The following is a 13,007-nucleotide window of genomic DNA, read 5'->3' as shown; positions in this document are numbered from 1 at the left end:
AATATGGAGAAATTTGTAAGTCAAAGTAAAAGGTTGATGTTAACTCAAACTTAATAATGATGAAAAAAGTTAAATTATAATGAATAAAAACTATTGACTTTTTTTATTCAAACTGTTATACTTTTCACATAGTAAGACTATTTTAGAATTAGGAGGAATAAAATGAGCAATTATTTAAATAACTTCAAAGGAGATCTTTGGAAAGAAGAGATCAATGTAAGAGATTTTATACAAAGTAACTATACACCATATGAAGGTGGAGATGAATTTTTAGCAGGTGCTACTGATAACTCTAAAAAATTATGGGATAAATTAACAGAAATGTTTAAAGTAGAAATAGAAAAAGGTGTCTACGACGCAGAGACTAAAATGCCTTCAGATGTAGCAGCATATGGAGCAGGATATATAGAGAAAGACTTAGAAAGTATTGTAGGGTTACAAACTGATGCACCATTAAAGAGAGCAATGTTCCCTAAAGGCGGATTAAGAACTGTTCAAAACGCATTAGAATCTTACGGGTACGAAATGGATCCAGTAACAGCTGAATTCTTCAAAAACAATAGAATAACTCATAATGATGGAGTATTCTCAGCTTATACAGATGACATCAAAGCAGCTAGAAGATCTGGAATCATCACTGGTTTACCAGATGCATACGGAAGAGGAAGAATCATAGGAGATTACAGAAGAGTAGCTCTTTATGGTGTAGACAGATTAATAGAAGATAAGATTGCTCAAAAGGAATCTTTAAATACAAATGAGATGACTGAAGATATCATCAGAAGCAGAGAAGAAGTTGCACAACAAATTGCATCTTTAAAAGCTTTAATCAAGATGTGTAATGCATACGGATTCGATGTATCTAAGCCGGCTACAAATGCAAAGGAAGCTATCCAATGGACATATTTCGCATACCTTGCTGCTACTAAGCACCAAGATGGAGCTGCTATGTCATTAGGAAGAGTATCTACTTTCTTAGATATATATATTGAAAAAGATATTGCTGAAGGAATCATCACTGAAGAAGAGGCTCAAGAGTATATCGACCAATTCGTTATGAAGTTAAGAATTGTAAGATTCTTAAGACCACCAGCATACAATGAATTATTCTCAGGAGATCCTACATGGATCACAGAATCAATTGGTGGAATGGGTGTAGACGGAAGAACTTTAGTAACTAGAACTTCATTCAGAACATTAAACACTTTATATAACTTAGGTGCAGCACCTGAGCCAAACTTAACAGTATTATGGTCACCTAGCTTACCAGAAAACTTCAAGGAATTCTGTGCTAAGGTATCAATGGATACATCATCATTACAATATGAAAATGATGATCTTATGAGAAACCAATTTGGTGATGACTATGGAATCGCTTGTTGTGTATCTCCTATGAAAATAGGTAAAGGAATGCAATTCTTCGGTGCCAGAGTAAACTTACCAAAAGCATTATTATATGCTATCAATGGTGGAAAAGACGAGAAGAGCGGGGTACAAGTAGGTCCTCAATTTGCTCCTATCACATCTGAATACTTAGACTTCGACGAAGTTATGGAAAAGTTTGACCAAAGTATGGAATGGTTATCTAAAGTATATGGAAAAGCATTAAACATAATTCATTACATGCATGACAAGTATGCTTACGAAGCATTCCAAATGTCATTACATGATTTAGAAATAGACAGAACACAAGCTCATGGAATTGCAGGAATCTCAATCGTTGCTGACTCGTTAGCAGCTATCAAAAATGCTAAGGTAAAAGTAATCAGAAATGAAGAAGGATTAGCAGTTGACTATGAGATCGAAGGAGATTACACTCCATTCGGAAACAACGATGACGAAACTGATGAATTGGCTATCATGATCACTAAAAACTTCATGAACAAGATCAGAACTCACCACATGTACAGAGGGGCTAGACCTACTCAATCATTATTAACTATCACTTCAAACGTAGTATACGGAAAGAAGACAGGTAATACACCAGACGGTAGAAGAGCTGGAGAACCATTTGGTCCAGGAGCTAACCCTATGCACGGTAGAGACAGAAGAGGAGCAATTGCTGCTATGTCATCTGTTGCAAAGTTACCATTTGAACATGCAAATGACGGTATCTCTTACACATTTGCTATAACTCCAGGAGCTTTAGGAAAAGATGATTCTATCAGAAGAAACAACCTAATCTCATTAATGGATGGATATTTCTCTCCAACTGGCGGACAGCATTTAAACGTTAACGTATTCGATAGATCATTATTAGAAGACGCTATGGAAAGACCTGAATTATATCCTCAATTAACTATCAGAGTATCTGGATATGCAGTTAACTTTGTTAGATTAACTAAGGAACAACAATTAGATGTTATAAGAAGAACTATTAACTCAACTATGTAATAAAAAGTTATAGTTTGAAAAAAGTGGTAGTTAATTAATTTTAACTGCCACTTTTATGTTATAATAATAATAATACCTCTCTTCTTTGTTGTAAGAGAACAACCTGTTGTCAGAATAAAGAATAAAATTATATAAATTTTCTCCCTTGGAGAGAGGGTAAAGTGAAGGAGATGAAAGAGATGAAATTAACAGGAAAACTACATTCATTTGAAAGTTGCGGGACCGTAGACGGGCCTGGTATCAGATTTATTGTATTTACACAAGGGTGTCCCCTAAGATGTAAATATTGTCATAACCCGGATACATGGGATCTTAAAGATGCCAAATACGAAAGAGACATTGAATTTACTATAAATGAAATAAAAAAATATAAGCCGTTTTTTAGAAATGGCGGCGGATTAACAGTTACAGGCGGGGAACCATTTGTACAGATAAACTATATAGAAGCTTTATTTAAAAGAGCCAAAGAAGAGGGAATCCATACTGCTGTGGATACTTCCGGTTATATATTCAATGACAGGGTAAAGGAAGTACTTGAATATGTGGACTTAGTGCTGTTAGATATAAAAAGTATAAACCCGGATACATATAAGGAACTGACAGGGGTAGAGCTAGAGAATACTCTAAAGTTTGCTGAATATCTGGATAGTATAGGAAAACCTGTGTGGATAAGACATGTTGTTGTCCCTGGAATAACAGATAAGAAGGAAAACTTGGAAAAATTAGCTGACTATGTTTCTAAATTAAAAAATGTAGAAAAAATTGAGTTACTGCCATTTCACCAGCTTGGAACACATAAGTGGGAAGAGATGAACCTTGAGTATCAGTTGAAAGATGTTAAAGAACCTACTGCAGGAGATATGAAGGCTGCCAGACAAATATTTAGAGATAAGGGATTAAATGTAGGGTAGAAATACCCTCTCTAAATTAAATATAATAAAAAAGATCCCAGATTAATTTGAATCTGCGATCTTTTTTATTACAGAACTTCCTCTGTCTTGATTTAATTTCACATTTTTCCCTATTTGTTTTATAATGATATTAAATAGAAGAAATTAATCATGGAGGAGAAGAAAAAATGAAATTATTAAAAGAAAGTGTAAGGATAAGTTTAAAGCTTCTGAAAATAATGCTGCCTATAAGTATTTTAGTAAAGGTCGGAAGTAATTTTGGAATAATAGATATCCTTTCTAAAACTTTGTCTCCATTAATGAAAATAATGGGACTCAGTGGAGAGATGGGGATTGTATGGGCAACAGCCATGATAACTAACATATACGGTGGAATATTAGTATTATTTACCATGGTACAAAACAATGTATTCACAGTGGCAGAGATAACTATCGTGGCCAGTATAATTTTATTTGCTCACTCCCTCCCGGTAGAGCTTAAGGTTATATCGGAAACAGGAGCAAAACCTTGGAAAATTTTAAGTATAAGGGTATTGTGTGCTGTAATATCGGGAGGATGTTTAAATTTTTTATTTAAATTTTTTAATATCTACCAGGAAACAGCAGTCTTCAGATTTACACTGAAGGAATCAAATTCAGGAATTACAAGCTGGATATTGGGAGAATTAAAAAAATATATAACAATATTCGTTATTATATTTATTCTTTTAACTTTGATGGAGGGGTTAAAAAAAATAGGAGTCATAGACTGGATAAATGATAAGTTCTCTCCAGTAATGTCTTTTCTGGGTATTGATCCAGGACTGTCGCTGACATGTATAGTTGGTCTTACTATGGGAATCAGTTATGGCAGCGGACTTATCATAAAAGAAACAAGAGAAGGTAATTATAACAGGAGAGATTTATTTCTAGTGGCTGTATTTATGAGTCTGTGCCATGCTCTTATAGAGGATACCCTTCTAATGATCCCTTTGGGAGCTAAGATGATAGGTATATTCTGGGGAAGAATATTTTTTGCGGTAATATTTACGTTAATATTTAATAAGATAATGCCGAAAGATGAGATAAAAGAAGTAGAAGCGGAATTAGAAAAATAATAAAAAAAGATCCCAGATTCAAACTAATCTGCGATCTTTTTTATTATCTAAGAAATTATACCCGCAAGGGTGTCACCAAAATACTACCAGCAAGTGGCATCACCAAGATTTCTAGAAATTATTACATAATCTAAGAATCTTGAGATAGTAGTTTACTTCGTAAACATAGAATTTTGCGATAAAAATTTATGGAATAAATAAAGGCTTATAAAACCCTGGATTATGCCTATCTGGATGCAACGTCACGTTGCTTTTCTTAGAAGTTGATATAAAATTCTGTGTTTTGTATCTTATCAAAGTTTTCTAACTCATGATCTCCTTTAAATTCCGCTGGTAAGATCTCCTCCCCCTTGAAAAATTTTAAAAAATTTATTCCCGCTCTTTTAATTCTTGCCATTTGTATTTCCTCCTATTAAAATTTTATTTATACAATTAGAGTACCAGTTATTTCACTATATTAAAAATATATATATTAAATTGATATATTGGTAATTATGAGTTTTATTGATAGTTTATTACTATCAAATATGTATAAAGTATTATAAAAATAGTATTTTAAATTTAAAAAAACAAATGTTTGTTTTAAAAATTCTTCCTAATATCCTATACTTAACAGATAACAAAAATTCATATATGTTATATATACATAAAAATGAAATTAATTTTATTAACTCAGTTAAAACGATAAAGCGGCATCTAAGATTGGAATTTAGAGTGAAATTATAAAAGGCACTTAGAATTTTTCTAAGTGCCTTTCCTTGCTATCATTAAACTTAAGAGATAAAAATTTTTTTTGTAGTTGAATTCTTTGCTTTATACAGGTTTTCATCTAATTGTAAAAAGTAATCTCTTAAGTCTTTTTTTGAGTTTAATTCTAAGATCCCGATACTGATACCGACTTTCCCTCCGGAATTATTGTAATGTATATCCAGGTTATCTATCTTATCTATAATTTTTTCAGCTAATTCAATCACTGTTTTTTTAGAAACTTTAGCTATTCCACAGAGAAACTCATCTCCTCCATACCTTCCAACTTCTCCCCTGTTAAAAAATAGTTTTTTTAGTACTTCAGCCACCTCTATTAGAACTTCATCTCCTACAAAATGACCAAAATTATCATTTACCCCCTTAAAGTTATTTAAATCCATGAGAAAGAGAAATACTTTTTCATCTTCTAAAATAGATCTTCTATAGATCTTATCAAAGGATTCATAAAAGAATCTTCTGTTATAGATTCCAGTGAGGTCATCGTATTTAGAATATTTTTCCAAAATTTTATTTGCCAGTAAAATTTTTTTATTTTGAAGGGAGTTATTGAGAGCAATGGTCATAAAGGGGATTAACTCTCTACAGACCTCTATTTCCTCTATTGAAAATATATCCCTTTCATAAATTTGAAAAGTAAACGCTCCAATTACATCTTTTTCTATTATCAAAGGGGCAAAAAAAGATGTTGAAGGGATCCGGCCTATAAAAACTGAGGTTTTTTTTCTTTTTTTTTCATAGATATATTCTTTTTTATTTAAAACCGCTTTCAATAATTTACTGGAACTTCCTTCGCTATAGAGAATTTCTTCAAAGTCTAATCTTTTATCTTCTTCAAAGAAAAAACAATCGGAGATTTTTTTTTCTTTAGGATAATTAACTGCTAATCCGATGGTGCATTCCCCATAGCTGTCTTTTAAGAAAGTGTAAACCATCTTTGACATCTCTTCTATTGAACTGGTCGAGAGCAGAGCTTTTGTTATCTCCCTTATAAAATAAAGTATATTTTTTTCCCTCATTAATTTGCAGGCCTCTTCTGTATGAGGCCCGTTGTTTACCATTTTTTTCTTTAAACTCATAATATAAATCCTTTCTTTGTAACCATAAAACTCCAAAAGAGTATCATTTTAATTAAAAAAATACATATAAACTAGAAATATAAATAAAGGAAAAAATATGAATTTTAGAAATCCTCCTTTTCTCACTGCTGAATTACTATTTATTCTGATTTTTTTCTTTTTCCTCATCCTCTAGTCCCCCTATATTATATTTCCTGTGAATATAGTATATATTATAATCAATTAAATTTCAAAGCATTTATACAATCAATATTTTTTTTGAAAAGGAACATCTTCATATATAGGTGGTTCTCTATTCTTTTTATGAAAGATCAAATAATAGTAAGAGAAAAGTCGAGAATTAGTAAATACTAATTCTCGACACTTTTTTATATTTCTTTTTTTAGGGTTCCTATTATACCTGCTGTTGCAAGGGAACCTGTAACTACTGAAAACAGATACATCATTGGATGAGTTATGATAGGGATAACGAATAATCCACCATGAGGAGCAGGTAATTCTGTTCCAAAATACATAGCTAATCCTCCAGCAAGGGCAGAACCGATTATACATGCAGGAATGATCTTTAATGGATCTGCTGCAGCAAATGGTATAGCTCCCTCTGTGATAAATAATCCTAATACAGGGAAGATTAATATCGGTTTTAGACCTTCCATAGATTCTGGCATATTAGAAGTTGATTTTTTTATAAGATTTACCACATAACCACCAATAAAACCGGCTAAGAGTCCACCTAAGAAACCTCCTCCATTGGAATTAGCCATCATTCCACCAACCATGGCAGGCATGAATCCAGGTCTATCAGCAATACTCATTCCGATAAAACCTGCTAAGATCGGAACCATCAGTGCAAATGCTCCACCTCCACCTACATCCATAAGAAATTTTGCGAATTTATTAAATTGTGGGTCTGCAGGATCAAAGGCTTTTATTCCAAACATAAATGAAACAGCTATTAATATCCCTCCTCCTACAACGAATGGCAGCATATTCGATACCCCATTCATCAGATGTTTATAAAATCCGCTTCTTTTATGAGTTTTGCTATTATTAGATTTTTTATTCTGATCTGCTCTATATATAGGAGAGTTAGGAGCATTATTAATCAGATCTTCCGGTTTCTTGATCCCGTCTTTTACAGGAACAATAAGTACAGGTTTCCCATCGAACCTATCCATCTCTAATTTTTATGGCTGATCTATAATTTGTTCTATTTTCACCTCCTTTAATAATCTATCTACTTCTATTTCGGTACATAAATTCTCTGAAAATGCTGATGCACTCCCACATGCAATACCTAATTTAAATGCTTTTACAATATCCAGGCCCTTATAAACACCACAGGTAAAGCCGGCTACTAAGGAATCACCTGCACCTACAGAATTTACTAATTTACCTTTTGGAGCACGGGCTACATATGAAGCAGCAGGAGTGATAAGAAGTGCACCGTCTCCAGCCATGGAAACAATGATGTTTTGAGCTCCTAAATCAAGTAATTTTTTCCCGTAAATGATCGTATCTTCTAGAGATTCCAACTTTACATGAAAGATATCTCCTAACTCGTGGTTATTAGGTTTTATCATATATGGTCTACCCTTTATTCCTTCTAGGAGGGCCTCACCTTTGGTATCTAATATGACTTTTACACCTTCAGGAAGATCGGTCATGATATTTTTATAGACAGCTGGACTTATAGATTTTGGTACACTGCCAGAAAGAACTAAGGTATCTCCAGATATCAACAATCCTAATTTTTCTTTTAAGTTTTTTAATGCCGCTTCTGATATCTCAGGTGAATTCCCATTTATTTCGCTCTCACTGCTGCTATCTTTCATCTTTATATTTATCCTGGTGTCGCCCCGGACTTCTATAAAATCATGATTTATATTTTTTTTATCCAGAGATTTTTTTATGAATTCTCCTGTAAATCCCCCTATAAATCCTAGTGTTGTATTAGGAGTATGCAGGTTACTTAGGACCTGGCTTACATTTATTCCCTTTCCCCCTGGTAATTTATATTCTGACTTTGTGAGGTTTATTCCACCTGGAACAAATTTTTCAATATTTATTATGTAGTCTATAGATGGGTTTAATGTTAATGTATAGATCATTTTATGACCTCCTCAATTGTTTTTATGTTGTGATATCTTTCGTCTATAATGGTATCTGTAATTATCCTTACATCTTTCAAATCTGCAAATTTTGAAAATGATATTTTATTAAATTTAGTATGATCTGCTAATATATATGAAACTTTAGAATTTTGAATAACCCTTTCTTTTATAAGGGCCTCATCTGGATCTGGAGTTGTCAGTCCGGCTTTTATATCTATGGAATTTGAACCTATAAATGATATATCATAGTTATAGCTTTCGATAGTCTTCAGTGCATCTTTTCCAATCAATGCACCTGTTTTATGTTTTAACGCTCCCCCTGTAAAATAACTTTTTATCTTGTATTTAGACAGTTCCTTTATATGATGGATCCCGTTGGTTACTACAGTAACATCTTTTGACCTCATATGTTTTATAAGGTATTCTGTAGTTGTCCCAGCATCTAAAAATACACAGTCATTTTCCTTTATATAGGTGGAAGCATGAAAGGCTATATCCTCTTTAGCCTCATTATTTTGACTGATTTTGGAAACTAAATCCTCTTCATAGGAGATATTGGATATACGAGCTCCTCCATGAACCCTTGTCAGGATCCCGTTTTCCTCCATCCTTGCTAAATCTCTTCTAATAGTTGATTCAGAAGTTTTCAATTTTTCTGTTAATTCTTTCAGTGTTACTGTTTTTTTGATTTCTAATATTGACTTTATTATCTCTTCTCGTTTTATTTGTATCATTTCACATCACCTACAACCATTATATGATACTTCCAAATATAAATCAATCATTTTCTTTCAAAAAAAATCAAAAACGTTCAAAGTATGTATAAGATAATCATTTAATCTCTCAATAAAATAACGCGAATATCGATTTCCTATCCTTTATATTATATAGGGATTAAACCTAACTAAAGTCAATAAAATCAATGATTATGTTTTATAGAATAAATAAATAAAATAACACTCTGCCAAAACAAATCAACTCATAAAAAATGTAAAAAAAAAAGAGGTTTGATCTTATAAAATATAAGAAACAAGCTTCTTTAATAATATTTAACTTTTACATTGCTTTTTTATTTTTCTAATTTTAATGTCTTTATAGCTGCCCATCTATAAAATGAAGGATCATAATTTCTTGCATTATAACCTAATTTTTCTAAAACAACCTGCATATGAGCAGATCTTATTCCAGCTGTACAGTAAGTTACTATCTTCGCAGTATCTTTATCTTCAATTCCCTTTGATTTCAGTATTTTTTCTATGGCTTTAGAATCCTTTAGAGTCCCATCTTTTTCCAAAAACAAATTAAATGGAATATTGACAGCTCCTTTTATGTGTCCGCCTCTAGCTTCGCCAAACTTAGTAGCTCCCAAATATTCATCTTCTTCTCTGGTATCTATTATAACTAAGTCGTTAAATTCCTGAATTAATTGATCGGTTGTTATATTTCTACTGTTATCCCATCTAACTATAGAATTAGTTACTTCAGGATATTTTGTTTTAGAGATTGTAGTCTTTCTATTTTCACTTTTCCATTTTTCTATTCCACCATCTAATATATGAAGATTTTTAAATCCTGCCATTTGCAGAGTCCAGTATACACGGCCATCTTCTCCCCAGGCACCACGTGTTTTACTATAAACTACAATTTCATCTGTTGACTTTATTCCTAATTCATTTAACTTTTTTGATAAATCATCAATTTCTAATACCGTTCCCCATTTTTCAGATCCAAATTCAGCATCCATATTGGACAGAGATTTCCAGTTTACTTCAATAGCTCCCGGGATATGTCCTAACTTATAAGCTTTTCCTCTGGCATCTATAATCTTGATATTATTCTTATTTTGAGACAACCATTCTGTAGATACAAAAGTATCGCCAAAAGATAATATTCCCATTAAAAGAAATATTCCCAGTATTAATTTTTTTTTCATTTTAAATCCCCCTGTATATTTTTTATCTACTGTTTCTATAACTTATATCATTTATTTTTTCGAATCAAAGGTCCAGGCAACAATTCTGGATATTTTATTCCCGTGAACCATCTCTATAACTCTGATATCCCATGCACCTAATTTTTTTAAGATCTTTTCCATAGGCTTTACATTTTCCCCCTTGGATATAAGGGAAGTAAAGTACCCCACTTTTTTTGAAAACAGAAGACTTTCCCTGGCCATTTTTTTCAAAAATAGAATTTCTCCCCCCTTGCACCAGAGTTCTGCTTTTTGACCTCCAAAGTTTAACTTTTCACTTAAATTGGAGGATCTGGTTTTATTTAAGTTATCTCTTTTTTGTTTATTGGCAGATAGGGCTTCTTTTAAAGAGGCATGAAATGGCGGGTTACACATAGTTATATCCACATACTCTTCATCTATGATCCCTTTAAAAAAGTTATTTTTATCGGTTTGGAGCTTAATAACTATGCTGTCTCCTAAATGATTTTTTTGGATTATTTCCTTTGCATTTTCCACAGAAACAGGGTCGATATCTGAAGCTATAAATTTCCACCCGTAAGACCTGTTTCCAATAATGGGATAGATACAGTTTGCACCTGTTCCAATATCTAAAACCTTAATGTCCTTTTTAGATTTAAGCACCAGGTCTGAAATATGATGGATATAGTCCGCTCTTCCCGGAATAGGAGGGCATAAAAACCCTTCCGGAACGCCCCAATGTTTAATTTCATAATAAGATTTTAACAGAGCTCTATTTAATTCTAAAACTGCCTTTTCATCTCCAAAATCAATGGTATTATCTCCACTTGGATTATTTTTTATATATTTTTTTAATTCTTTAGAATCTTCTATAAGGGATTTAAAATCGTACCTTCCTGAATGGGGGTTCCTCAAATGAAATCCTTTTTGTTTTTTATTATTCAATTTATTTCTCCTATATAACTATTAATATTCTTCGTGACCGGTCTTTTGATTTTTCTATTGGATTAAATTGTAACATGATTAGGATAAAGAGGCAATAAAAAGAACGCCCTGGAAAGACGTTCTTAATAAAGATAAAACTACATAATTTTCTAAACTGACTTAAAAGTATTTACCTCTGTCTGGCCTGTTCTTCTAATTTTGCTATCCTATCCTCTGTAGATGGATGGGTACTGAATAATTTTGCCATATTCTGTCCCTTCAATGGATTTACTATAAACATATGTGCAGTTGCCGGCTTGGCGTCCATAGGTGTTCTGGTACTCCACATCTCTAATTTTTTCAGTGCATTGGCCAGATACAGCGGATTTCCTGCTAATTTTCCTCCGTAACTGTCGGCTTTATATTCACGGGTACGTGAAATTGCCATCTGAACCAGCATTGCTGCCATTGGGGCAAATATAGCTATCCCAATCAGAGCTATCGGATTTTTATCTTCATCGTCTCTTCCACCGAATATAGCAGCCCATCTAGCCATGGTAGCAAGATATGCAATGGCTCCAGCAAAGGATGCTGCAATTGTTCCAATTAATATATCCTTATTATGAACATGACCTAATTCATGAGCTAAAACACCCTTTAGTTCATTTCTGTCTAAAATTTCTGTGATTCCACGAGTCACTGCCACTGCTGCATGTTTTGAATTTCTACCTGTTGCAAATGCATTGGGCTGAGACTGGTTGATCATATATACTTTCGGCATAGGAAGATCAGCTCTTTCAGCTAATTCCCTTACTATAGAGTACACTTCAGAGTTCTTTTCTACCTCCTGGGCTTTATACATCCTAAGTACGATTTTATCACTATTCCAATAGCTTATTATGTTTATTCCAAAAGAAAATATCAGAGCAAACATAGCACCATTACGCCCCCCGATAGCTCCTCCGATAAATAATAAGATCAATGTCATAGAGATCATCAATAAAAATGTTTTGATTGTGTTCATAAACTCCTCCTTTATCTAATTCAATAATTGTTTGCAGTATATTATAACCTAAACCCATAAAATAGTAAAACTTTAGATATAACTAGAAATAATTTATAATTTATGGTATATATATGTATACACTTTGGTTTATTAATAAAAATTAATCTTTAAAATGAAAAGAGTGTTTATCTATTAGGAGGTCTGTATATATGAAAAAAGTATTGTTAATATTAGCGTTGTCAGGGTTTATTATCTCATGTTCTGCCAATGAGCCTATGGAAACAAGATCAGATTCAGTGAGGATAGAAACTATTCAAAAAGAATTCGCAGGGACCACCTGGAAGTTATCTAAATATCTTTCAGATGATCAATTAAAAGATGTAACAGAGACTTCAAAAGCTGATCTGAAGTTTGAGGGGGGAAAGTTTTACGGTAACGGGAGTGTGAACAGGTACTTCGGAAGCTACACATTAAATAACAGTGAACTCAGTATGGGCAGAATTGGAACTACTTTAATGATGGGGCCTGAAGATGCCATGCAGCAGGAATATGCATTTACTGCACTTTTACAAAAAGTTACATCCTATGAGATTGTAGGAGAAGAATTAAAACTTTTCAGTGATGGGAAACTAATATTAGTTTTAACTGAAGAAAATAAATAAAAAAAAGCTAACGCTTCTTCAACCCCCAGCCCCCATCTTGGGGGTTTTTTGGTATAATAACTATTATGACTACTATTACACTTAAAGATATTCTTACCAACGACAACCTAAAAGCTTTTTTT

12 protein-coding genes are annotated in these 13,007 nt (G+C 32.8%); 4 read left to right on the top strand and 8 right to left on the bottom strand.

The genetic code is table 11. The annotated features are described in order from the left end of the window. Positions 1-162: 162 nt before the first annotated feature. From pflB to DYH56_RS05870, 3 genes are all read left to right on the top strand, one after another. Positions 163-2,394 (top strand): formate C-acetyltransferase, encoded by a 2,232-nt coding sequence (pflB, locus tag DYH56_RS05880; protein ID WP_114641940.1) that lies wholly within the window; start codon positions 163-165, stop codon positions 2,392-2,394. Positions 2,395-2,573: 179 nt separating this feature from the next. Next, positions 2,574-3,305 carry a pyruvate formate-lyase-activating protein gene (gene pflA, locus DYH56_RS05875; protein ID WP_114641939.1) on the top strand — a complete coding sequence of 244 codons (732 nt, stop codon included), beginning with the start codon at positions 2,574-2,576 and terminating at the stop codon, positions 3,303-3,305. 167 nt (positions 3,306-3,472) lie between these two features. Next, complete coding sequence (locus DYH56_RS05870; protein WP_114641938.1) at positions 3,473-4,402, top strand: nucleoside recognition domain-containing protein; 930 nt, start codon at positions 3,473-3,475, stop codon at positions 4,400-4,402. A 256-nt stretch (positions 4,403-4,658) separates the two neighbouring features. Here DYH56_RS05870 and DYH56_RS15945 read toward each other — a convergent pair whose 3' ends face one another. The 8 genes from DYH56_RS15945 to htpX all read right to left on the bottom strand — a co-directional run bounded on the left by DYH56_RS15945 (position 4,659) and on the right by htpX (position 12,241). Continuing rightward, a complete protein-coding gene (locus DYH56_RS15945) occupies positions 4,659-4,799 on the bottom strand; it encodes a hypothetical protein (protein ID WP_158539074.1) in 141 nt (46 codons plus the stop codon). Between the two features lie 376 nt (positions 4,800-5,175). Beyond that, on the bottom strand, positions 5,176-6,246 hold the full coding sequence (locus DYH56_RS05865) for a sensor domain-containing diguanylate cyclase (RefSeq protein WP_114641937.1): 1,071 nt from the start codon (positions 6,244-6,246) through the stop codon (positions 5,176-5,178). 368 nt (positions 6,247-6,614) lie between these two features. After that, positions 6,615-7,424, bottom strand: a complete 810-nt coding sequence (locus DYH56_RS05860; protein ID WP_114641936.1) for a fructose-specific PTS transporter subunit EIIC — start codon at positions 7,422-7,424, stop codon at positions 6,615-6,617. A 9-nt stretch (positions 7,425-7,433) separates the two neighbouring features. Beyond that, positions 7,434-8,357 (bottom strand): 1-phosphofructokinase, encoded by a 924-nt coding sequence (pfkB, locus tag DYH56_RS05855; RefSeq protein WP_114641935.1) that lies wholly within the window; start codon positions 8,355-8,357, stop codon positions 7,434-7,436. Then, complete coding sequence (locus tag DYH56_RS05850) at positions 8,354-9,094, bottom strand: DeoR/GlpR family DNA-binding transcription regulator (RefSeq protein ID WP_114641934.1); 741 nt, start codon at positions 9,092-9,094, stop codon at positions 8,354-8,356. Before DYH56_RS05850 ends, pfkB begins: the two co-directional genes overlap by 4 nt. Before the next feature lie 335 nt (positions 9,095-9,429). Then, positions 9,430-10,293 carry a sulfurtransferase gene (locus DYH56_RS05845; protein WP_114641933.1) on the bottom strand — a complete coding sequence of 288 codons (864 nt, stop codon included), beginning with the start codon at positions 10,291-10,293 and terminating at the stop codon, positions 9,430-9,432. 51 nt (positions 10,294-10,344) lie between these two features. Further along, positions 10,345-11,238: a 23S rRNA (adenine(1618)-N(6))-methyltransferase RlmF gene (gene rlmF / locus DYH56_RS05840; RefSeq protein WP_114641932.1), complete on the bottom strand. Its 894-nt coding sequence runs from the start codon at positions 11,236-11,238 to the stop codon at positions 10,345-10,347. Between the two features lie 169 nt (positions 11,239-11,407). After that, positions 11,408-12,241, bottom strand: coding sequence for a zinc metalloprotease HtpX (gene htpX, locus DYH56_RS05835; protein ID WP_114641931.1), 834 nt, complete (start codon positions 12,239-12,241; stop codon positions 11,408-11,410). A 191-nt stretch (positions 12,242-12,432) separates the two neighbouring features. Between htpX and DYH56_RS05830 the strand changes: the two genes are divergently transcribed. After that, the gene (locus DYH56_RS05830; protein WP_114641930.1) at positions 12,433-12,885 is read left to right on the top strand and encodes an META domain-containing protein; all 453 of its coding nucleotides are present in this window, start codon (positions 12,433-12,435) and stop codon (positions 12,883-12,885) included. The last annotated feature ends 122 nt before the right edge of the window (positions 12,886-13,007 follow it).

The sequence above is a fragment of the Psychrilyobacter piezotolerans genome (assembly GCF_003391055.1).
In the GTDB taxonomy this organism is placed as follows: domain Bacteria; phylum Fusobacteriota; class Fusobacteriia; order Fusobacteriales; family Fusobacteriaceae; genus Psychrilyobacter; species Psychrilyobacter piezotolerans.
The sequence above is the reverse complement of the archived record's forward strand: the minus strand, read 5'-3'. Positions and strand labels throughout refer to the sequence as shown.